At 62.6% G+C, this 21813-nt stretch carries 16 protein-coding genes; 4 read left to right on the top strand and 12 right to left on the bottom strand.

The window, feature by feature from the left end:
- Positions 1-47: 47 nt before the first annotated feature.
- Together pgeF and rluD are read right to left on the bottom strand one after the other, a co-directional pair.
- A complete protein-coding gene (gene pgeF / locus R3280_RS08445; RefSeq protein WP_413468758.1) occupies positions 48-797 on the bottom strand; it encodes a peptidoglycan editing factor PgeF in 750 nt (249 codons plus the stop codon).
- Positions 787-1764: a 23S rRNA pseudouridine(1911/1915/1917) synthase RluD gene (gene rluD / locus R3280_RS08440; RefSeq protein WP_318998156.1), complete on the bottom strand. Its 978-nt coding sequence runs from the start codon at positions 1762-1764 to the stop codon at positions 787-789. Before rluD ends, pgeF begins: the two co-directional genes overlap by 11 nt.
- Positions 1765-1933: 169 nt before the next feature.
- Between rluD and R3280_RS08435 the strand changes: the two genes are divergently transcribed.
- On the top strand, positions 1934-2764 hold the full coding sequence (locus tag R3280_RS08435) for an outer membrane protein assembly factor BamD (RefSeq protein WP_318998155.1): 831 nt from the start codon (positions 1934-1936) through the stop codon (positions 2762-2764).
- A 69-nt stretch (positions 2765-2833) separates the two neighbouring features.
- On the opposite strand, the gene R3280_RS08430 is transcribed toward R3280_RS08435, so the two are convergent.
- A complete protein-coding gene (locus R3280_RS08430) occupies positions 2834-4498 on the bottom strand; it encodes an NAD+ synthase (protein WP_318998154.1) in 1665 nt (554 codons plus the stop codon).
- A 106-nt stretch (positions 4499-4604) separates the two neighbouring features.
- Between R3280_RS08430 and R3280_RS08425 the strand changes: the two genes are divergently transcribed.
- Both R3280_RS08425 and R3280_RS08420 read left to right on the top strand, forming a co-directional pair.
- Positions 4605-6242, top strand: a complete 1638-nt coding sequence (locus R3280_RS08425; RefSeq protein WP_318998153.1) for a sensor histidine kinase — start codon at positions 4605-4607, stop codon at positions 6240-6242.
- 56 nt (positions 6243-6298) lie between these two features.
- Positions 6299-7672, top strand: coding sequence for a sigma-54 dependent transcriptional regulator (locus R3280_RS08420; RefSeq protein WP_318998152.1), 1374 nt, complete (start codon positions 6299-6301; stop codon positions 7670-7672).
- A gap of 14 nt (positions 7673-7686) precedes the next feature.
- On the opposite strand, the gene R3280_RS08415 is transcribed toward R3280_RS08420, so the two are convergent.
- From R3280_RS08415 to R3280_RS08395, 5 genes are read right to left on the bottom strand one after another with little or no spacing between them, the layout of a single operon-like run.
- Positions 7687-11742 (bottom strand): pilus assembly protein, encoded by a 4056-nt coding sequence (locus R3280_RS08415; RefSeq protein ID WP_318998151.1) that lies wholly within the window; start codon positions 11740-11742, stop codon positions 7687-7689.
- The gene (locus R3280_RS08410; protein WP_318998150.1) at positions 11739-12290 is read right to left on the bottom strand and encodes a PilX N-terminal domain-containing pilus assembly protein; all 552 of its coding nucleotides are present in this window, start codon (positions 12288-12290) and stop codon (positions 11739-11741) included. Before R3280_RS08410 ends, R3280_RS08415 begins: the two co-directional genes overlap by 4 nt.
- Positions 12287-13360, bottom strand: coding sequence for a PilW family protein (locus R3280_RS08405; RefSeq protein WP_318998149.1), 1074 nt, complete (start codon positions 13358-13360; stop codon positions 12287-12289). Before R3280_RS08405 ends, R3280_RS08410 begins: the two co-directional genes overlap by 4 nt.
- Positions 13353-13826 carry a type IV pilus modification protein PilV gene (gene pilV, locus R3280_RS08400; protein WP_318998148.1) on the bottom strand — a complete coding sequence of 158 codons (474 nt, stop codon included), beginning with the start codon at positions 13824-13826 and terminating at the stop codon, positions 13353-13355. Before pilV ends, R3280_RS08405 begins: the two co-directional genes overlap by 8 nt.
- 10 nt (positions 13827-13836) lie before the next feature.
- Positions 13837-14352, bottom strand: a complete 516-nt coding sequence (locus R3280_RS08395; RefSeq protein ID WP_318998147.1) for a GspH/FimT family pseudopilin — start codon at positions 14350-14352, stop codon at positions 13837-13839.
- A 392-nt stretch (positions 14353-14744) separates the two neighbouring features.
- Here R3280_RS08395 and R3280_RS08390 point away from each other — a divergent pair, with 392 nt between their 5' ends.
- Positions 14745-15308 carry a GspH/FimT family pseudopilin gene (locus R3280_RS08390; protein WP_318998146.1) on the top strand — a complete coding sequence of 188 codons (564 nt, stop codon included), beginning with the start codon at positions 14745-14747 and terminating at the stop codon, positions 15306-15308.
- A 27-nt stretch (positions 15309-15335) separates the two neighbouring features.
- Here the strand turns inward: R3280_RS08390 and R3280_RS08385 are convergent, their stop codons facing one another.
- The 4 genes from R3280_RS08385 to R3280_RS08370 form a co-directional block, all read right to left on the bottom strand.
- Positions 15336-15737: a type IV pilin protein gene (locus R3280_RS08385; protein WP_318998145.1), complete on the bottom strand. Its 402-nt coding sequence runs from the start codon at positions 15735-15737 to the stop codon at positions 15336-15338.
- A gap of 80 nt (positions 15738-15817) precedes the next feature.
- Complete coding sequence (locus R3280_RS08380) at positions 15818-20110, bottom strand: pilus assembly protein (RefSeq protein ID WP_318998144.1); 4293 nt, start codon at positions 20108-20110, stop codon at positions 15818-15820.
- 26 nt (positions 20111-20136) lie between these two features.
- A complete protein-coding gene (locus R3280_RS08375) occupies positions 20137-20691 on the bottom strand; it encodes a PilX N-terminal domain-containing pilus assembly protein (protein ID WP_318998143.1) in 555 nt (184 codons plus the stop codon).
- 3 nt (positions 20692-20694) lie between these two features.
- Positions 20695-21732: a PilW family protein gene (locus R3280_RS08370; RefSeq protein ID WP_318998142.1), complete on the bottom strand. Its 1038-nt coding sequence runs from the start codon at positions 21730-21732 to the stop codon at positions 20695-20697.
- Between the last annotated feature and the right edge of the window lie 81 nt (positions 21733-21813).

Here is a 21813-nt window from a genome sequence, read left to right as displayed (position 1 = left end):
CGACTTCAAGCAGTGGAAGGGAGAAACTGTCAGAAAATTGACGGCCGTCAATCCAGCCAGACCAGACTGGCCATGCGGCCGGTCTGGCCATCACGGCGGTAGGAGTAGAAGCGTCGGGCATCGCTGACGGTGCACAGGCCGCCACCATAGATCCGGCTGACGCCGGCCAGCTCCAGACGCTGCCGGGCCAGCAGCCAGATGTCCGCCATGAAATGGCCAGGTCGCGCACCGCGGGCGCTGAAGGCCCGGCTGGCGCTGGTGTCGAAGGCCATGAATGATTCCAGAACCTCCGGCCCCACCTCGAAATGCCGGGGCCCGATGGCCGGCCCCAGCCAGGCCATAAGGTTATCGGCGGCACCCAATTGCTCCACCGCCTGTTCAAGCACGCCGCCGCTCAGCCCACGCCAGCCGGCGTGGGCAGCGCCAACCTGGGTGCCGGCCAGATCGCAGAACAGCACCGGCAGGCAGTCGGCGGTGAGGACAGCACAGGCGACCCCAGGCTGATCGGTGATGCTGGCGTCCGCCTCGGCCTCCGCGGGGGCTGTCCCGGCCAGGGGAACCACCCGGGTGCCGTGGACCTGACGCAGCCAATGGATGTTATCGGGCTCAAGGCCAGCATGCGCTGCCAGTTCCCGACGGTTGTGAGCCACCGCCAGGGGCTCATCCCCGACACGGCTGCCCAGATTGAAAGACTGCCAGGGCCCCTTGCTGGCCCCGTCCAGGCGGGTCGTGGATAACGCCCTGACGCCCGCCGGCGCAGGCCAGTCGGGCTTGATGAATGAACGCTCAGTAGGCACTGGCCTCCGACTCCTCCACATGGCGCCGCAGCGCCGCCAACAGTCCCTCAAGGTCCGCCGGCCGCGGCACCTCCCAGCTCAGGATCTCGCCGGTCTCCGGGTGCTCGAGGGTGAGCTTGCGGGCATGCAGGGCCTGGCGATGGAAACCGGAAAGCTCCTTGCGCAGGCTCTCGGTGCTGCCCTTGGGCAAACGCAGGCGGCCGCCGTAGAGCTGGTCCCCCACCAGGGGGTGGCGAACGTGGGCGAGGTGGACCCGAATCTGGTGGGTGCGGCCACTTTCCAGTTTGCAGTGAATATGAGTGTGGGCGGCGAACCGCTCCAGAATCCGATAGTGGGTCACAGCCGGCTTGCCGCTGGGCACCACCGCCATCTTCTTGCGCTCCCGCGGGTGGCGGCCGATGGGGGCGTCCACCGTGGCACCGCCGGTCATGGTTCCCACCACCACGGCCTCATATTGGCGGCCCATGGTGCGGGTCTGGAGCTGATCCACCAGAGAGGTGTGCGCAATCAGGCTGCGGGCCACCACCATGATGCCGGAAGTGTCCTTGTCCAGGCGGTGGACAATGCCGGCCCGGGGCAGGTTCTCCACTTCCGGGGCATAATGCAGCAGGGCATTGACCAGGGTGCCGTCGGCGTGACCGGCGGCCGGATGCACCACCAGGCCCGCCGGTTTGTTGATCACCAGCAGGTGCTCGTCCTCGTGGACGATGTCCAGGTTGATGGACTCCGCCTGCCAGGACACCTGTATTTCCGGCTCCGCGTCCAGGTGAATGCGATCGTCCAGCATGACCTTATCCCGGGGTTTGCAGGTCTGGCCATTGACCGTCAGGACGCCCGACTTGATCCAGCTCTGCAGGCGGGAGCGGGAATGCTCGGGCATCAGTTCCGCCACCGCCTGGTCAAGCCGGCGGTCACTCAGTTCCGGTGGTACGGAAAATTCGGCGGTAATTCGGTTGTCAGAGCTCATTCGGGTTCCGGGAGGTCAGTGAGAAGTGCACCGCAGGCCGTGTTGGCCCCGGTAATCAGAGCAGAGTCGCCACAAAGCCACGCACAAATCCCCGTGGCCCCTGCACAGAGACGGACAACCCCGCTACAATGGCGTCCGTCCAATGCGTTTCATTATACGGGATTCCGGCATGAGATCAGTTTTTCGCTTACTCCTAGTGTCCGTTTTTGTACTGATCAGCGCCTGCGCGTCCAATCAGCAGGAAGAGGTACTGCCAGAGGAGACCTATTACGAGAACGCCCGCTCCGCCATGTCGGCCGGCAATTTCAACGAGGCGGAGACCAACCTGGACTATCTCGAGACCTACTACCCGTTCGGCCGGTACGCCGAGCAGGCCCAGCTCGACCTGATCTACGCCCGCTACCAGAATCTTGACCTGGAAGGCGCCCGGGCCGCTGCCGATCGCTTCCTGCGGCTCAACCCCCAGAGCGAGAGCGCCGATTACGCCCTCTACATGCGGGGCCTGGCGTCCTACAACATGGATATCAGCCTGGCCGGCCGCTACTTCCCCATCGATGTGACCGAGCGCGACCCTGGTGAGCAGCGCCGCGCCTTTCGGGATTTCTCGGAACTGCTCAACCGCTACCCGGACAGCCAGTACGCTGCCGATGCCCGCCAGCGCATGATCGCCATCCGCAACCGGCTGGCGGAACTGGAACTGCACGCGGCCCGTTACTACATCAAGCGGGAAGCCTTTGTCGCCGCCAACAACCGGGCCCGATATGTGGTGGAGAATTTCCCCAACACGCCGGCCACCGAAGAGGCGCTGATCATCATGGCTGAGACCTACCAGTTCCTGAACCTGGACAAGGGCGCCCAGGATGCCATCCAGCTGCTGGCCATCAACTACCCGGACAGCGACGCCTTCAACGACAACATGAAATTCGAGTCCAACATGCTGAAGCGGGAAGACCGGTCCCTGACCAGCGTGATCACCTTCGGCCTGCTGGGCGACGACTGACCGCCCACAAGACCTTTGGCCGGGAGTTCCCGAATACTCCCGGCCCTGCCCTGCGTCCTGATCCTGTTCTTACTTGCCGATTTTCCAGCCATTGGTGATCGGATAGCGCCGGTCCTTGCCGAAGCCACGCTCGGTGATGCGGATACCGATGGGCGCCTGTCGCCGCTTGTACTCGTTGCGATCCACGAGGCGGGTGGCCCGCTCCACATCAGCCCGCTCAAAGCCCTCGGCGATGATGGCCTCGGCGCTGTAGTCCCGCTCCACGTAGAGGTTGAGGATCTGATCCAGCACGTCGTAATCCGGCAGGCTGTCCTGGTCCGTCTGATCCGGCGCCAGCTCGGCGGAGGGCGCCCGGGTGATCACCCGCTCCGGAATGACCTCCGATACCGTGTTGCGATACTTCGCCAAGCGGTACACGAGGGTCTTGGGCACGTCTTTCAGGGCATCGAAGCCGCCGGCCATGTCGCCGTAAAGGGTGGAGTAGCCCACCGCCATCTCGCTCTTGTTACCGGTGGTCAGCACCATGGAACCGAACTTGTTGGACAGTGACATGAGGATGACACCCCGGATGCGGGCCTGGAGGTTCTCCTCGGTGGTATCAGGACTGGTGCCCTCGAAGGGCCCGGCCAGGGTTTCCATGAAGGCGTCGTACATGGGCTCGATGGAAAACACATCGTACTGCACGCCCAGGGCCTTGGCTTCGGCGTCGGCGTCCTCCAGGCTGATGTCGGCCGTGTAGCGGAAGGGCATCATCACCGCCCGCACCCGGTCCACCCCGAGGGCGTCCACCGCAATGGCCAGGGTCAGGGCCGAGTCGATGCCGCCGGACAGGCCCATGACCACCGACTTGAAACCGTTCTTGTTGACGTAATCCCGCACCCCCAGCACCAGCGCGCTGTAGATGTTCTGTTCGAGACTGGGTTCCTCGATGGGGTCCTGGGATACCGGCTGGCAATGGTGCTCGTGGACGAAGTCCACGGCATAGAGGCCCTCGCTGAACTGCGGCACTTCCAGGGCCTGCTGACCGGAGTGGTCGAACACCAGCGAGCCGCCGTCGAAGATCAGCTCGTCCTGGCCACCCACCAGGTTGGCGTAGACGATGCTGACCTTGTTCTCCCGGGACTTACGCTCCAGAAGGGCCTTGCGGCGCGTTTGCTTGTCGATGTCGTAGGGGGAGGCGTTGATATTGACCACCAGCTTGGCGCCGGCTTTGGCGGCGGACTCCACCGGGCCGTCGCCCCAGATGTCCTCGCACACGGTCAGCCCGACCGGTACACCCCGCACCGTGACCACGCAAGTGTCCTCGCCCTCGGCAAAATAGCGTTTCTCATCGAAGACCTGGTAATTGGGCAGGATCTGCTTGCGGTAGGTGGCAGTGATCTCGCCGCCGTCAATCAACATGGCGGTGTTGTAAAGCAGGCCCTTGTCCCGGGCCGGCACGCCGATCACCATGGCCGCGCTCAATTCTGCCGCCAGCAGTTCGTCCAGTGCCTCCTTCACCCGCAGGTCCAGGCTGGCCCGCAGCAGAAGGTCTTCCGGCGGATAGCCGGTCAGGCAGAGTTCCGGAAACACCACCAGATCCGCCTGATGAACACGCTCGGCGCTGCGCACGGCGTCGATGATGTCACGGGCGTTACCGGGAATGTCACCCACCAGGAAATCCAGCTGGGCGATGACAACCCGAAGTTTGCCGGCGGCATCCGGGTCCGCAGGGCTATACGACCGTTCCGACATGCCTGTGCTCCTGTAACTTGTTGCGATTTAAAGGCTATTATAGCCATGTCACGATGACATTCTCCCGTTTTGAGCCACCACTACACAACCGGACCCGACCCCACGCATGCCTGAGTCCACTATCCCGGCCCCTGCCAACAGCCCCGACACGGCCACGGCCGACCAGCGCGTGCGGCTGTTCCGGATCTACAACCAGTACCGGCTGGTGATCAGCCTGACCCTGGTGGCGATCCTGTTCGTCAATATCGACGGCTTCGACACCCGCTACCGGATGCCGGACTACTACCAGGGCCTGGCCTTCTCCTACCTGGGGCTCAACCTGTTCATCGGCCTGCTGCTGCTGGCTGGCTTTCGCCCCCAGCAACGCCACATCACCGGCTCCATCCTGCTGGATGTGCTGGCCATGCATGCCTTCCTGGTGTTTTCCAGCGGCATCACCAGCGGCCTGGCCAACCTGGTGATCGTCGCGGTGGCGGCGGGCAACATCCTGACACCCAGCCGCATGGGCATCTTCTACGCCGCCCTGGCGGCACTCTGCTCCCTCGGTGTGGCGAGCTGGTCGGTGGTGGCGCTGGGCAACAGCGCCGACGACATTGTCCGCGCGGGCTCCCTGGGTATTCTCTATTTCGCCGCCGCGTTCCTGCTGCAGAACATTACCCGCCGTATGATCCGCAGCGAGGCACTGGCCAACTCCCGTGCCCAGAGCATTGTGGAGCTGGAGCAGATCAACCAGCAGATCATCCAGCGTATGCGCACCGGTATCCTGGTGACCGACCGCTTCGGCCGCATTCGGGTGGCCAACGCCGCCGCCGAGGAGCTGCTGTTCGGCAACACCTCCGAAGACGGCCATCGCCACATCAGCCTGCCGCCAGCCCTGCGGGCCGGCCTGGAGCAGTGGCTGCGGTCGCCGGAGATGCGCACCGAGCCATTCCAGCCCAGCCCCCTGTCACCGCTGCTGCAGGCCAACTTCACCCGCCTGCATCAGGAAAAGGGCGACCAGATCCTGGTGTTCATAGAGGACATGAGCAAGGTCACCCAGCAGGCCCAGCAGATGAAGCTGGCCTCCCTGGGGCGGCTGACCGCCGGCATCGCCCATGAGATCCGCAACCCCCTGGGCGCCATCAGCCACGCTGCCCAGCTGATGAACGAAAGCCCGAACCTGGATGACGGTGACCGCAAGATGCTGGACATCATCCAGCGCCATTCCCGGCGGGTGAACGGCATCATCGAGAACGTGCTGGACCTGTCGCGGCGCCACCCGGCGGACAGCGAGAAAGTGGATCTCGCCAACTGGCTGGAGGAGTTTGTCGACCAGTACCGCCAGAGCGTCAGCGCCAATTTCCGCAAACCGGTCAACATTCAACTCCACCTGGCCCCGGAGCTGCCGCCGGCCCCTATGGACAGCAGCCAGATGGAGCAGGTGCTGGTGAATCTGTGCGACAATGGGCTGCGCTACAGTGAGCTGCAGACCGGGGAACCAAGCCTGACCATCTCCGCCGGCGCCACCGTCGATGGCGAGCGGGCCTACCTGGATATCCGGGATAACGGGCCGGGCATCAGCGAGGAAAACCGGGCGTCGGTGTTCGAGCCCTTCTTCACCACCGACAAGAGCGGGACGGGCCTGGGGCTCTATCTCGCGCGGGAGCTCTGCGAGGCCAATCAGGCTCACCTATCGCTGCTGCAGGACTCACATCCCGGCTGCTGCTTCCGGATCACCTTCGCCCATCAGGGCCGGCTGATCTAGTTTGCCCCCGGAGTCTGGCCGGGCCGACAAGAACAACATGGATGAGACCGAGTTTGATGGCCAACCACACCGCCCTGATTGTTGATGACGAACCCGACATTCGCGAACTGCTGGAAATCACCCTCACCCGCATGGGTATTGATACCCGAACGGCGGCGGACGTAGCCGAGGCCAAGGCCATGTTGGCGCAGTCTCCGCCGGAACTCTGCCTGACCGACATGAACCTGCCGGACGGCAATGGCATCGAGCTGGTGAGCTGGATCCAGCAGCACTGCCCCAACACCCCGGTTGCGGTCATCACCGCCTACGGCAACATGAATACTGCCATCGAGGCCCTCAAGGCCGGCGCCTTCGACTTCGTCTCCAAACCGGTGGAACTGCCGCGGCTGCGGGAGCTGGTGAGCAGCGCCCTGCGACTGGCCGAACCCAAGCCCGAAGCCTCTCCGACCCGGGACGAACCCGGTCTGCTGCTGGGGGAGTCCGCGGAGATCCGCCGCCTGCGGGTCCAGGTCCGCAAACTGGCCCGCAGCCAGGCCCCGGTGTTCATCAGCGGCGAGTCCGGCAGCGGCAAGGAGCTGGTGGCGAGGATGATCCACCTCCAGGGCCCTCGCAGCGAATCGCCGTTTGTGGCGGTCAACTGTGGCGCCATTCCCTCCGAGCTGATGGAAAGCGAGTTCTTCGGTCACAAGAAAGGCAGCTTCACCGGCGCCACCGACAACAAAGAGGGCCTGTTCCGGTCCGCCAGCGGCGGCACCCTGTTCCTGGACGAGGTGGCGGACCTGCCACTGGCCATGCAGGTGAAGCTGCTGCGGGCAATCCAGGAAAAAGCCGTGCGGCCGGTGGGCGAGTCCAGGGAATTCCCGGTGGATATCCGGCTGCTGAGCGCCACCCACAAGAACCTCCCGGAACTGGTAGGGGAAGGGCTGTTCCGTCAGGATCTGTTCTACCGCATCAACGTGATCGAGCTGAGTGTGCCGCCCCTGCGGGCGCGGCCGGACGACATCCCGCTGCTGGCCAACCACATCCTGGAACGCATTGCCCGGGAGTACGAGTGCGAGCCGGCACGGCTGACCCGCGATGCCCTCGAGCGGCTGCAGCATTACGACTTCCCGGGCAACGTACGGGAACTGGAGAACATCCTAGAGCGCTCCTTCACCCTCTGCGACACCGACACCATCGATGCCGAGGACCTGCACCTGGGAGCGGCGCCGGCACTGGGCCCGGAAACGTTGGGCAATGGCCATGACCTGCCCGCAAGGCCGCTGCCGGATGGCGAGATGGACCTGGAGAACTATCTGGAGAGCATCGAGCGTCAGGCCATCGAGAAGGCCCTGGAGGCCACCCGCTGGAACAAGACCGCCGCTGCCAAGCGCCTGGGCATCAGTTTCCGGGCCCTGCGCTACAAGCTCAAGAAGCTGGGCCTGGATTAAGCCAGGCCAGCCTCTCAACGGACAATAATTTCCCGCCAGCCCAGACGGCCCCGCAGGGTCCGGTCACCAAAGTCCACCACGTTCTCGTTGGTCAGCGCATCGGCAGGCGCGGTGCCGCCGGCGGTGTTGTCGAACATCACCTTGCCCAGCACCTGTGACTGCGACAGCAGGCCCTGACCGAAGAACAGCCCGGCCACCGGAAGATCGGCGCTGTTAACCCGACCGTCACGGCTGGTGTCCAGCACCGGTCTGTCGGGGTTGGTGCCGTCCAGGTCCAGGAACATGCGGAAGCTGCCGCCATCGGAACTGCAGGTGTTGGTGGGCGGCAGGGTGGTGTTGAACAGAATGGTGCTGCCCCGGACCTGGGGCACCTGAACCACCCGTTCACCGGCCCGGGTATCGAAGTCCACCAGCCAGCCCATATGGCGGCCGCCGCTGCTGCCCCATTCCAGACCGCCCTCCCCCAGGTCCCTGATCAGGCCCTCGCTGACCGAGCGCTCACTGATATCCCGCGCCAGCAGATCGGCCCGGCCCAGTCCGCCCACGCCGGCATCCCAGACCCCATAAAAGGACTGCAGACCGGTGTTGTTGACGTCGGCCTGGCTGAAGTACTGGCCGGTGCCAAACAGCACCAGCAGGTCCGGTGCATTGCCGGCGGTGGTTTCGGTGTAAGGATTGCGAACCACCATGGGAGCGGCGGTAACAGGCTGTCCCGAGGCGGCGCTGAACAGCGGCTGGGGGTAGTCCACGCCCCGTTCACGGCGGCTGTAGGCGCTGCCCCACTGGCCGCTGTCATTCGCCGTAAAGCTCCAGATGCGACCGCGGAGGTCACCGGCATAGACCCGGTCCACCAGCTGGTCGTCGTCCAGATCGATAAGGCGGACATCCGAGGTGAGACCGGCCACCGCGCCGCTCCCCGCGGCTGCAGTCTCGATAAAGCGGAAATCCGTACCCTCGGTCCAGCGGCCATCAATACCACCCTCCAGCCGCAGCATGAACAGGCCGCTGCGCCCGCTCGGTGCCCCGTAGCCGTTGCCGAACACCGCCACCCACTCGTAGCCGCTGCCCCAGCGGGCCAGCATGATGTTGACAGGCTCGGTGACGTAGCCCAGATCCTCGTGGCGGAATTCCCACAACGCCAGCTTGTCGGCACTGAACTCGCTGATGGCCTCCGGGGCGGTGATGTCCAGGGCGAATAGACCGCGACCGCCGGCCCGCAGGCCGCCGACCAGCACCGTGTGCCAGGCATCCCCGGCGCCGCTGTCGATGTAGGCATCGGCCACGGCCGGCGTCAGGTCCACGTAGTAGCGGTGGCCGTAGGCGGGATCGGTGAGGTAGCTCAGCCCGGCCTGGGCGGCGGTATCGAATACCAGGTCCGGTACGTAGGCAAACAGCTCTTCGCCGGTGGCCGCAGTGAAGGCGTGCAGCATGCCGTCGTTAGCTCCCACATAGACGGTCGCCGGCCGCTGGCGGATGGCCTCGTTGGTCCGGAAATCCGAGTAGCGCTCGCCAATATCACCGTAGGGCGCGCGATCCGGCCAGCCCATCCGGGGCTCTGCCACGAACACCGGTGAGGAATGGACGATATCGCCAAGGCGGCTGGCACGGGGTCGCAGGCCGCCGGCGCCGCCCTCGCGACTGCGGTCGCCCCGCAGATAGTCCAGCCGGGCCTCGGCCAGGGTGGCATCGGAAGCCTCCAGATCGGCTCGCTGGTGCGACGCCAGGCTCTGCCAGCGGAATGGTCGGCTGACCGCCTGGGCGGGGTCGTAGGTCAGAATCTGCCGCGGTGAGCTGGCCAGATCACGGGCGTCCAGCAGGTCGGCGGCCTCCCACTGCCGGTCGCCGATGTAGGAGCCACCCTCCTGTACCAGCCGGCCATTGCGGCTGTTGAGTTCGCGAGCGGAAAGGCTGCCGCTCCAACGATGGCTGTTGAAGGCGGCGCTGAATATCAGGGTGTCCGACTCCACCAGGGCGCTGCTGAATGTCACCGCGCCGGCCGCCCCGGCCTGGTCCTCAATATCCGCCAGGGCCCGGTTGAGGCCGGACACGATATCGCTCGGAAGTCGGGCGTTGTGGATCTCGCCACGGCCGTTGACGGTGGCGTTGTAGAGGTCATCCACCTGGTAGCGCAGAATGTCGTCGGACTCCGTGTTCACGTCGGGCCAGGTGGGGGGTGACCTGTGGGCCTCCGCCACAGTCTCATAGCCCGGGGAGCCATACACCGAGCCGCCATTGCCCAGCAGCACACCGTAGGTGTTCATGTGCAGGTTGGAATTGCAGTCCAGACGGGGATCCACCGAATCATCACCACACTGACCCGGAACCCGGACCTGACCGGTGGGCAGATCCGGGCGCAGGTTGGTCTGGTAATAGTGCATGGCGATATCGCCGAGGCTGTCCGCGGCCGTGTTCTCGTAGGGCGCACCGGCGCCCAGGTCGGCATTGCCCACTGAGCGATGGCTGCCGTAGTCGGTGGCAAAGCCGTCGGTGTAGAGCAGGCCATAGTTGCGCTGACATTCGTACTGCACCGGCGCATCGGCATCACGGCGCTGGTACTGGGTCCCCAGGAGATTGAGGGCCTGCCGCAGTGGCGCCTCGTTGCTGGCAGGAGCGTCGTCGTAGGCGTGATGGACCTGATAAAGCAATTGGTCCAGGTCACCACCACTGGCGCGGTCCCGGGTTTCCTTCATGACCGCCGTGGCGGTGCTGTCGTTGACCGTCAGTACATCGGCCCGCACCGCTCCAATCCCGGCCAGCGATTCCCCAAGGCCGGCACGGATGGACTGGTGGCGGCGGCGATGGTAAGTAAACCAGTTGGCGAAGTTCTGCAACTCACCGGCATAGTCACGGTCGTAGCCGGGGCCGCTGAAGCGCTGCTGCCCGCCATCCAGAACCACCTTGCGCAGGCAGCGGCCGTCCGGGGCCAGGGCGCCTTCGAACGGGTTGCCGTCGGCATCCTCGAACTGCAGCAGGGATCCTACGCCGTACTGTTCGACGTAGCGCCGGAAGTGATCGGGCTCCGGCGCACTGCACTGGCCCTCGAAACCCAGCGCCGGTGGCACCAGAAAGCGGAAGCGCCCCTCATCCTCGGGCACGAAATACGTGGCCGGGTTATGGGCAATACACACGTAGTTCTTCTGCAGGGCCGAACCGTCCAGAACTCCCAGCAGATCGGACCTGACTGCGTCCACGTTGCAGGTAAGGTAGTCGGTTACCGGCCCCAGCAGCGTCCTGCGGCTGCGGCTGATGGGCACCAGGCCGGCCGAGGTTTCGGTAATCACGGCGTTGGCGGCGCCTACGGCACCCAGGGCCGAGGCCATGATGTCGGAGACCGCGAAGGGGGCAATCTGGGTACTGGTGAACGGCGATGACCGGGCGCTGCAGAAAGGCAGGTCCAGGCGCAGCAGATTGCAAAGCAGGTAAGCCGTCACCCGGTCGATGGATTCACCGCCAAAAGTCAGCAGGCTGGACAGAATGCCGCCGGAGATCGGGTCGTCAAACCGCTGGGGGTAGTTGGGGTCCAGCAGGGGGTTGCTCACCTCGGCGTCGGGGTAGGCCTGCGCGGCGGTGGATTGCCAGGGTCTGTAGTCCACAGCGGGATCGTAGAACTGTGGGTTGTAGGCGGCCGAGCGGCTGAAGGCATAGGGCGCCAGTGGCGGCAGTACATCGTAGTCACGGTTCAGGCGCTGGCCGTTGTAGGGATCCGAAACCCCGGTTTCGAACAGGTAACCGTAATTGACACTGCCTACCAGGGCGCTCGTGACCGAGGTCTTGAGGGCGGCCAGGGGACCGCTGCTACCGGTGGGCAGAGTCTGGTCAACCAGTTCCCCCAACCAGTTGAGCATGCCGTCACTGTCCAGGCGACCGTAATCCGCCCCCGCCATCAGCACCTCCAGGTCCATATGGCGGGAGTCATCCATCATGAACAGCAGGTTATGCTGGGCTTTGGGGCTCACGAACAGGGGAGTCTGCGCCAGGTCCACGCCGTCAGCGGCCGCTACGGGCATGACAAATCCCACCAGCAGGGTGGAAGGCAGCAGGCTCCGCTTGATCACGCTCGTCAGATTCATAACTCACCCGCGTAGTAGACTTCCACGATGCGACGGGCATCACCGGTGAATCCCTGGGACATGGCCACCACACGGAAGCCCGAGGGCCGGACGTCATTGGCGGTCATGTTGTGGCGGCCGCTGACCACCACATCGGTGACCTGCCCCATCCCCGCCAGGTCGCCAACCAGCTCGATGTAGTAACGGGGCATGGGCACTGGCCGGCCGAAGGTCTGGGCCCAGGCCGCCTGGGTTTCGGTGGCGGCGAAGCTGTTGTCCTCCCTCCAGCTGGCCGTGTCCTCCGGCGCGGGCGCGGCACCCGCGCTATAAAGCGGCCCGCTGGCGGTGAAATCCGCCTCGGTCAGAAGGCCGCCGTCGATGCGGCGCTCGGCCTCACGCAGGACTTCCTCGGTCAGCTCCAGCGCCACCTCGCCGTCGCGCTGGGCATTCACCATAAGCTCCTGCAGGGTGACCCTTTCCATGCTGCTGGTGGCCAGCAGGCTGAGCACCAGCAGCAGAATCAGGCTGACGATCAGGGCCGCGCCCTGCTGGCGCCGGGGCCCAATCACAGCGACTGCTCCAGGGTGCGGTTGCGCAGACTGGCAACGAAGGTGTAGACCCGGTAGAGCGCCCGGTCATCGGCGGTGACCAGGCCATTGGCAGAACTGCTGCAGTCCAGCCAGCCCGGGAAGCAGACGGTGACCGGCGCGTCCAACACCCGGTCGTCATTGGAGCGGGCCAGCACGCTGACGCGCACCGCCAGGGTGCGGTCCAGGAGATCGGCGGCGTTGACGGCGTTGGCCGCCGGTGGGTCCTGCCAGGCATCGATGGCGCCATCGCCGTCATTGTCCACACCGATCAGGGTACGAAGGTCCCGCACGCCGGTCACCATCTCTATCGCATCCACGGCCGATCCGGCAGTGCCGCCATTGCCCTGCAGACGCGGACGTTCAAGCATCAGGGAGCGTCCGCCGTCAGCCCGCAGCTGCACGGAATAGCGCACCACGGAGGGCCGCAGTACACGGGCATTGTCGGAGTACTTGCGGGGCATGAGCTTGACGGCGTTCCCGGGCGAGACACGGTTGCCCCGGTTGTGAACGACCACGTTGGTGTTGACGTTGGTGGCCTGGAACAGATTGGCGGACTCGCAGTCGGACACCAGCAGCAGGTCCCCCGGCTGGACACCGGAGGCGTCGGTGAGATGCAGCGCGGCGGCATTGGCGGCAGGCATTTTGGCCACCGTCATGGCGGCGGAGGGATCGATACCCCTCAGGGTAATGACATGGGAGCCATCAATTACATTGTTCTGGCTGTCGGTGTCCGCCGCAATCTGCAGCCCCTGCTCGAAGTTGAGCAGACTGTCCGCCGCGACGGGGTTGAGGTTGCTGGCGATGCGGCTGTTACGGGTCAGGCAGCCCCAGTAGTCGGCGTTGCGGATGTCCCGACCAAGCAGCATGGCCGCCTCCCGGCCTGACTCCTGTACCGCGGCCTGGGCCTGGCTCAAGACAAAGGCCTGCTTGTTGGACACGAAAATCTGGGTGAGCCCCGCCAGCAGGATCAGCCCCAGGGTCATGGCGATCATCAGCTCCACCAGCGAGAGACCCTGCTGGTATCCCATCGACTGGCGCTGGCTAGACATTGGACAGCCTCGCCCGGAACACCAGCTGATGGTTGCCCAGCTCGCTGGCGTTGCCCTGGGCATCCTCACCAACAGCCCTGCCCTCACGCTCCAGCCAGCGGATGGTCACTGTGGTGACACCCTGGTCAACCACAACAGCGGCGCTGGCCTGGGGCAGCTCCCGGCCCATCCGGCGGCACCATTGCCGGGTATCGGTTGCCACGATGCTTACCGACTCGCCCGGGCCACGGGTGGCGGCCTGGGCGCAGTCATCGAAACCGAAATTGTACTGGTCCCACTGACCGGGATTGGCGCGGATCCGCTCCACGATGTCACCGGCAAGAAGCGTGGCACGAGTACGGATGTCCGCATTGGTATTCATTTTCAGGCCATAGATCTGCAGGCTGGCCACACCCAGCAGCCCCACCGAGAACACCACCGCGGTCACCAGAACCTCGATCATGGAAACACCCTGCTGCAAGCGCATGGCTCCGCCCTCAACCGCAGTTGTCGTGTTCGACCAGACGGATCTGGCCGCCACCACTGATCTGCAGCCGCTGGCCCGGCGTCACCGACTCGAAGGCACAAAAAATCAGGGCGTAGGACTGCTCACCGGCGGCGAAACCGGCGGCATCGAAACCGAAGGGAGCCAGGCCGGCCGCAGAACCCACGCCGAGCACTCGCAGCCCCGGCTCATCCAGCGCCACCTGGCGGATAAGCTCGTTATCGCCCTGCAGGCCGTTGCCGTCCAGGTCCTGCCAGATCAGCGCGCCGTTGCGCCAGACCGCGACCCCGTCGCGGGCCAGGGGCGATACCCAGACCCGGTCGCCCCGGCGAAGCGCTTCCGCCCGGGCATGATTGATCAGACCAACAAGCTGATTGGACGATGCCACCAGCCGGCTCTCACCGAGCAGACTGGAAAAGGAGGGAATGGCCCAGCCGACGAGAATCGCCAGAACCATGATTGCGACGAGGAGTTCCACCAGAGTGAAGCCTGCGTGCTTTTGCGTCATACCACCACCAGTGACCGATGTAATTGTTGTTGGTCTCAAGCCGAAGCACACCCCCTAGATACCGCCTGGATCTGTCTGATCAGGCCGCTTTTGGTGCTTCTGGTACAACAGTACAATGAATGAATTGGGGTTCAATTGTCTTAAAATGCCATAAATTAATAATTTGCAATGATTGACAAATGGGGTGTCTTTTGATGATGGCCCAGGGAACCTCAAAGGGAAATCCAGTCGACTTTCCAGCAGAGTGAGGAGCAACACTGCTCTCACCTACGTGGAAAAGAGCAAATGTCCTAACCCACTGCGATGATCAAAAGGCTAACTTTGGACTCCGGTCGGGACTTGGCGCTGTAAACGTCAGATCCGACGAGATTTAAAGAAAAGGAGGCTCATGGATGAGCAATGTTGAACGGGTGAAGGGATTCACCCTCCTTGAGATGATCATTGTGGTGAGCTTGATCTTGATCATAGCGACCCTGGCCGTTCCCAGCGGGCAGGCAATGGTCGAAGCAAACGAGCGCCGGACGGTCGTCGCGGCACTGGTCGGCGCGTTTTCCGTCGCAAGAAACACATCGATCCAGGAGAAGGTACCGGTCACACTCTGTCCACTGGATGAAAACGCCCGCTGTATCAAGGACTGGTCACGCCCAGTGACCGTGTTTCGGGACCCTGGACGGCTGCGCCGACTTGTCTCCCAGGATCAGATCATTCGGCATGTACAGGCACCTGCGGCCGGCATCGTCATCGCCAACTCCGCCAATCGGCGATATTTCGGTTTTCGTGGTACCGGAATGGCACGCTCGGCCATCGGCAACCTGATCTGGTGTCCGGACGACGGCGATGTCCGTCAAGCCGTCCAGTTGCGAATCAACATGGGAGGTCGTTTGCAGCAGGCCAGGGACCGGAATGGGGATGGCATCGTGGAAGGAGCAGATGGCCGGAACATCACCTGCTCCTGAACAGCCAGAGGGCTGTAAAGAACGCAATCAGTCCCAGCCGATTCGTTGCCCGGTAGAAAGCAGCACGAAGGTGTTGCCGCCCTGGCCATTTTTGGGCCGGGCCTCAATGCGGTAACTGTTGGCCGTGGTGGAAGCAGCAACAATCACAAGGTCATAAAACTTGGGCGTGCCCTCAAGTGGCGCCTCAGCAGGAAATATATCCGTGGCCGCTGAGCCAAGGGTGGCGCCAGCGTATGTCGAGTTCTGGGTATGAAAACGTTCCAGGCGGCTGGCCAGCGACATCAACGCCCCCTGAGCATCCGTTGCTCTGGCGTTCTGGACATACTGCTGGTAACTGGGAATGGCGATCGCGGCAATGATGCCTAGAATGGCCACGACGATCATCAGTTCCAGTAGCGTAAAGCCTTTGTTCGAACCAATTCTGCTCAAGAGAACCTCTCCACTGCTGTTCGTATTGTCGGGATTCGGCGTTGGCCCCACCGATTTCTGGACCGATGGGGCCAACCTCCTTATGGGGCTAACAGTTCCTGCCAACCGAGGCGACCGGTACGCTGACCAGATTCGCCCACATCGATCTCGCGCTGCTCGGGCTCGTCATTCTTGTTCAGGTACTGGAACTCGTCGAGGAAGGCGGTACCGCCGGTTCCCTGATCGTCGCTCTTTTCACCGATGTAGAGCCCATCATTACCATCGATAACGCCGTCATTGTTGGTGTCAAACACTGGTTGGTCAGGGTTGGAACCATCCAGATCCACTGACATCAGCCACGACGAGCCGCCACCAGCGCAAGCAGACTGCGAGGGCGTGAAAGTCTCGAAGAAGACAATCTCGCCGCGCAACTGGGGCGCATTCAGCACACGCTCGCCGGTTTCAGGCAGATCCATGTACCAGCCATAGTCTCGGCCGTTACCACTGGCATTGCTCCAGTCAATGGCGTTGCTGCTGCTGGTCCGCAACCGCTTGAAGGTATTGTTGACCTCGGTGATCGTCTGGGCGACCAGATCCGCCCTCACCCGGCGACTGTCGCCTCTATCCCAGACTCCGTAGAAGGTCTGAGCTGCCGTGTTACTGGCATCTCCGTCCGTAAAGTAACGCCCGGTCCCAAAGTAGACGAGGTAATCCTCGCCATTCGCACCCTCAGTACCAACCGGCGACTCGACATTGCGAACAACGAGTGGCCGGGTCGAAATTGGCTGCGGATTGCCGACGCTGTCCGTCGCGGTGAAAAGCGGTACCGGCAAAGCGTTGGCGCCATTACCATCCTTGTAGGCTGACGTCCATTTGGAAGAGTTGGCATCACTGACATCGATAACCCACATCTTTCCGGTCTGGTCACCACCGTACAACCGGTCAATGATGGAATCGCCGTTGGTGTCCAGAGGCTGCACAGCGGACAGGCCACCGGTATCGCCCAGTTCGATAAACTGGTAATCCGAGCCCTCGGTCCAGGTGCCATCAAGACCGCCGTCCATGTAGACAATAAAGACACCGGTCTTGTTGTCTGCGGCAGTGGCGCCATTCGCCAGGCCATTACCCAGCACCATGGCCCAGCGGCCATTGGGCATCATGCCCACGGTCGGCTCGCTCAGGACGTAATTGAGTCTGGCGTCCGCGGTTTCATTGAACTCCCAGAGTACCAGGTCGGCTGCGTTGGCCTCGGAGAAAGCACTGGGATCGGTCACATCCAGCGCGAAGAAGCCAACACCGCCATTTCTCAGGCCGCCAATGAGCACCGTGCGCCATGCCTCAGTGCCGGTGGGCGCCGCTTTGGTATAGACGTCAACGGCCTGAGGCGTCAGGTCCACGTAATATTTGTGGCCATAATCCGGTCGTGTCAGGTAATTCAGGCCAGCGTCGGCATTGGTGGAGTATACGGACCGCGGCACGTACGCAAGCACTTCCTGACCACCCCCATCAACGGTGGCCTCTTTCGCGTTGAATCCGTGCAGCATGCCGTCGTTGGCACCCACATAGATGACCGGCATACGGCCACGGGCGGTATTGTTCTTGAAGTTCGAGTAGCGGTCAGTGTCGACACCGAAAACGCCGGAGTCCGGCCAACTCAGACGGGGATCACCAACGAAAAGTGGTGTCGAGTGAACAATGTCACCAAGAACACTGGCCCGGTTGCGGAACTCCTGGCCCTCGCCAGTACGACTACCGCGCAGATAGGCCAGACGCTGGGGTCCCCTCGTGTCCGCTGTACCAGTCGGCGACTTGCTCAGGTCAGCGATCTGGCCGGCATCGAGAACCGAGGTGTCCCAACGGAAGGGCACACCGTCGCCGCTGGTGTTCGAATAGGTCAGAATGACGCGGCTATTGGGTGCCTGTGCATCAAGACGGGAGGCAGCCGACCAGGCCGGAACCGAGGCTACAGCGCCGGTATCCGGATCCAGGGCCCTTGCGGCAAGGTTGCCGCTCCAGGCGGTGGAGTTAAAAGACGCGCTGTAGACAAGGCTGTCGGAGTTGAGGGTTCCGGTGTTGAACGAAACACTCGAAGCATTACCGATGGACGCAATAATGTCTCGGAGAGCGGCGGAAAGCTCTCTCCGCAGTTCCGCTGGGGTCCGCGCATTGAACATGTCACCCCGGCCATTCACGGCAGCGTGGTAGAGATCATCGATCATCCGCTTGTCCCGCAGACCGGTATCCGGCCAGGTGGGTGGATTGGCGTAGGCATCCGCCACCGTATTGTGGGTGACACCGTAGATCTGCCCCTCGGCACCCAGGCCGGCGGTATAGGTGTTCATATGGAGATTGGTATTGCAGTCGAGGCTGGGGTCCGGGGTTGCGACGTTACAACCCGCCGGCACCCGTACCTTGCCTGTAGTGAGGTCTGGCCTAAGGTTCTCGGTGTAATATTTATAAGCGATATCTCCCAGGGTGTCGCTATAGCTGTCCTGGTAAGGCGCCCCCGCCGAGCCATCCTCGTTGGCAATGCCACTGAGGTCACTGTTATTGGAGAAGCCATCGGTAAACAGAAGCGAGAAGTTCTTTTGGCACTCTTGGGTAATTGGCGCCGCCGAATCTGTGCGCTTGAGCTGCAGCGCCGCGTGATTGAGCGCTTCGCGGTTGGGCGTGCCGCCACTACTGACATAATTGTACTGTTCTGTCAGAAACGCCGTGACATCAGCCGGGTCGTCCATATCGTACATGGACACATCGCGACGATTGTTGATCCAGAACAGACCGGTCTGGATGCCACCAATACCCTGGAAGGCACTGGCCAGACCACCCCGGATCGCCTGGTGACGGCGACGGTAGTAGGTAAACCAGTTGGCAAAGTTGGTGCTCTCTTCAGCGAAGGTCCGGGTCTGTGTGACCCCATCTTCGTCCACGTAGCTATAGCTGGACTGACTGGACTTGATATCCACACGCTTCAAACACTCACCGGTGGGTGCGATCGCATCCACCCCGCTGAACTGGGCGGTGCCTGCCATGAACTGACGGTAGTAGGCGGGGTCCACATCTGTGGCACAACTCCGGGTCACGCTGGAGGCTGTTGTTGAACTCAGCGAAACGGCACCTGCAGGTATGCCGCTTTCCGAGGTGATCAGTATCTGGTCGATATAGACGTCAGGCTCACGGTAGCGAATTCTGAGGGTTTCGCTCACCCCGGCCTGGGCAAAATTAACTTTGGCCCATGGCTCCCAAACCCAGGCGTCTGACAGAAAATGATTTTGCCACCATTTGTTCCAGTCCTCGCCCGAAACATTCACCCAATCCGTGTTGTTGGGGGTAACCACCGTCAAAGCAGTAGACGGGAATCCAACCAGGTTGAGCCAGAGGGAGTCAGCACTGCCATTCGGCATGCGCCGACGCAACCATATGGTGTGTTCACCGGTAACTTTGGGCGAAAACGTGAAGTCCAACTGGCCCGCACTGGCCGCCGGCGGGGCATCCAACGCCGCTGCAACGTTAGTTACACCAATGTAGTCATTGGCTGATGCTGAGTCGATCAACGTCTGGGAACGGATAGTAGATGATCCTGACGCCACCTCCCAGGCACCCTGGCGCAACGCCGGTGACTCCGCTTCAAGCAGAACGGAGGCCGCGCTGCTGAAGGTTGCCGAACCCGAAGCCGGCGTATAGGTATATTGACCCGTGTTCTGGATTACGTAGTAGTGCGCCGGGTAATACGTATAGTCCTTGGTGCCGGTGGAACCACAGGGTCCACCGGCGTCCGTGCAGGGCATGTCGGCGTCGTTGATCTCAAAGCCCCACCCAGCCTTTCCTGCCGTGCTTATATCAGCGAGAAGATTCAGGTTGGGCTGGCTCGAGCGTCGCGGATCGAGGGGCGCCGATGAGGGGTCACTGTTGCTGAATGAAATACCACCGTAGGACGGCCAGGGATCATACTGGACGCTCGGGTCGTAATAGGACTTATTGAAGGCCCCACTGCGGGCAAAGGCGAAGGGCTTGATAGGGGGCACAGCGTAATGGCCGGTCAGAATCTTGCGACCATCATAGGTGCCGTTGCGTCCATTGGGTAAGATATAGGTGTACTTACCGCCACTACTCTGGGCAATGACACCCGACTCGCCCGCATCATTAAGCCTGCCATCGAGCTTTGTAAACGCACCGTCCTCGCCCAGCCACAATGCGCCGTCATTGACACTGAACAGTGTCTCAAAATCCATGCTGCCCGAATCATCGATCGCCAGCATAACGTTGTGTTTTACGGTACCGGCCAGAAACAGCGGCTCATCCGCGGGAACAACCGGAGTGGCAAAACCTGCGGCTGGCAAGGTGAGACCTAGCCCGATCATGCCGTGAAAAACGCGCTTAAATAGAGTATTCATACACTCAACTCCCGAGCGTGAAAGGGTTAGGAGCCCTTACCGTAATAAACTTCGATGATCCGACGGGTCTGGCCGGTGCGCCCTGAGCTCCAGGCCACAATCCGGAAACCCTCTGGCGGTCCAGCAGCACCCGCGCCACCGTAGTTGCCCACGGCCATATCGTTAATCTGTTCTTCATTGGTTACCTGACCCACATGCTCAATCAGGTAGCGGGGCGCCACCGCCAGCTCCGAGGTGGGGAAGCCGGTGGCAGCGATGGACGCACTGCCACTGCCCGGCGCCCAGGTGGCGTCGGCATAGATGTTGGGCGCGGTGGCTTTTTCATAGAGGCCTGTCTGCACACCAAAATTACCGAGAGTAACGGTGTTGTTATCCAGTACCAGCTCGGCTTCCCGGGCGGCAAACTCCGCCGCCTCCAGCGCGATCTGACCGTCCCGGACAGCCGATACCATGCGCTCCTGCAGGGACACGTTTTGCATGGATGCCACCGCCAGCAGCGACAACACCAGTAGGATCAGCAGGCTGGTCAGCAATGCTGCCCCCCGCTGAAGCGAACTCAAGCCGCGTTTCATCAGAATCATCACTTACATCCTGTTTCTGATCGTAGAGGTCAGTGTGTACACACGACGCAGGCGCAGGTCGCTGCCGTCGACTGCCGTGCCGTTGAAGGTAAGCGCCTGAGCGCTGTCAAGAACCCGCTCTTGCGACGAGCGGATCAGGAGACTGACCCGGACCGAAACCACATCCTCCATGTCCGCCACAGCCGCGGCGGTGCGATAGGCGTTGGCGGCACCGTCGCCATTGGTGTCCTCGCCATACAGGATCTGCATGTTCTCGACACCGTCGATCAGCTCAACGGTTTGGACGCCGCCCACGGATGCCCCCGACAACACGCCAGTCCGCATGAATAGCGCCGGACCGCCACTGGCGCCGGTGCCAACAAAATAGGTTTCGGTGTAGGGCAGCAGGACCGAAGCCCCCACGTCGTAAATCTGCGAAAGGCAATTGGCGGTCCCACACCCACTGGCGTTCTTACCGTTTCCTGGCGATACGCTGTTACCGCCATTGTGCTGGATCTTATCGCCGCCCGGTGGCAACTTGGTTACCTGAAAAATATCACCGCCCTGGCAGTTGGTCAGGACAACAATATCCCCCTCACTGATGAGGCTGGCGCTGGTGACATCCAGGTTCGCAGAGGACGTTGGCATCGGTGAGTCAATCGTGATACCAGCAGAGCCGCGGGTTCCGCGCACCGTGATACTGTCCGTACCGTCAACAATGGCATCGGTGCCATCCGCATTATTGTCTGCACCCTCCAATCCCGAGCCAAAACCCAGAATGTCCGCATCGTAGCCTGCACCAGTGTCGTCGAGATTGTTGAAAACATTGGCGTTATCAACACAGCCCCAGTAATCGGCATTCCTCACCGCTTTGCTGATGATTTCGGTGCCGATACGCGCGGTCTCCTGAACGTTGGCACTGGCTGCCGTGGTATCAAAGGCCTGCCGGTTGCTGACGAAGATCTGCACCAGACCCACGGTAAGGATCAGCCCGATCAGGCCGGCAATCATGAACTCGATCAGAGACAGCCCGCGCTGCCTGCTTATTGACACCTTTCTCACTGGTCAATCCTCGCCTGCAGGGTGTAACTCTGGGCCTGGGCATCGGTGCCCAGGCTACGCTCGGTCCAGTTGATGGTGACC

Source organism: Marinobacter sp., assembly GCF_033722195.1.
In the GTDB taxonomy this organism is placed as follows: Bacteria; Pseudomonadota; Gammaproteobacteria; order Pseudomonadales; family Oleiphilaceae; genus Marinobacter.
The sequence above is the reverse complement of the archived record's forward strand: the minus strand, read 5'-3'. Positions and strand labels throughout refer to the sequence as shown.

Coding starts and splice junctions, on each gene's coding strand:
- R3280_RS08425 (WP_318998153.1), top strand. CDS start 4,605: ATGCCTGAGTCCACTATCCCGGCCCCTGCCAACAGCCCCGACACGGCC.
- R3280_RS08390 (WP_318998146.1), top strand. CDS start 14,745: ATGAGCAATGTTGAACGGGTGAAGGGATTCACCCTCCTTGAGATGATC.
- R3280_RS08435 (WP_318998155.1), top strand. CDS start 1,934: ATGAGATCAGTTTTTCGCTTACTCCTAGTGTCCGTTTTTGTACTGATC.
- R3280_RS08420 (WP_318998152.1), top strand. CDS start 6,299: ATGGCCAACCACACCGCCCTGATTGTTGATGACGAACCCGACATTCGC.
- R3280_RS08415 (WP_318998151.1), bottom strand. CDS start 11,742: ATGAATCTGACGAGCGTGATCAAGCGGAGCCTGCTGCCTTCCACCCTG.
- R3280_RS08430 (WP_318998154.1), bottom strand. CDS start 4,498: ATGTCGGAACGGTCGTATAGCCCTGCGGACCCGGATGCCGCCGGCAAA.
- R3280_RS08405 (WP_318998149.1), bottom strand. CDS start 13,360: ATGTCTAGCCAGCGCCAGTCGATGGGATACCAGCAGGGTCTCTCGCTG.
- R3280_RS08395 (WP_318998147.1), bottom strand. CDS start 14,352: ATGACGCAAAAGCACGCAGGCTTCACTCTGGTGGAACTCCTCGTCGCA.
- rluD (WP_318998156.1), bottom strand. CDS start 1,764: ATGAGCTCTGACAACCGAATTACCGCCGAATTTTCCGTACCACCGGAA.
- R3280_RS08380 (WP_318998144.1), bottom strand. CDS start 20,110: ATGAATACTCTATTTAAGCGCGTTTTTCACGGCATGATCGGGCTAGGT.
- pilV (WP_318998148.1), bottom strand. CDS start 13,826: ATGCGCTTGCAGCAGGGTGTTTCCATGATCGAGGTTCTGGTGACCGCG.
- R3280_RS08375 (WP_318998143.1), bottom strand. CDS start 20,691: ATGATTCTGATGAAACGCGGCTTGAGTTCGCTTCAGCGGGGGGCAGCA.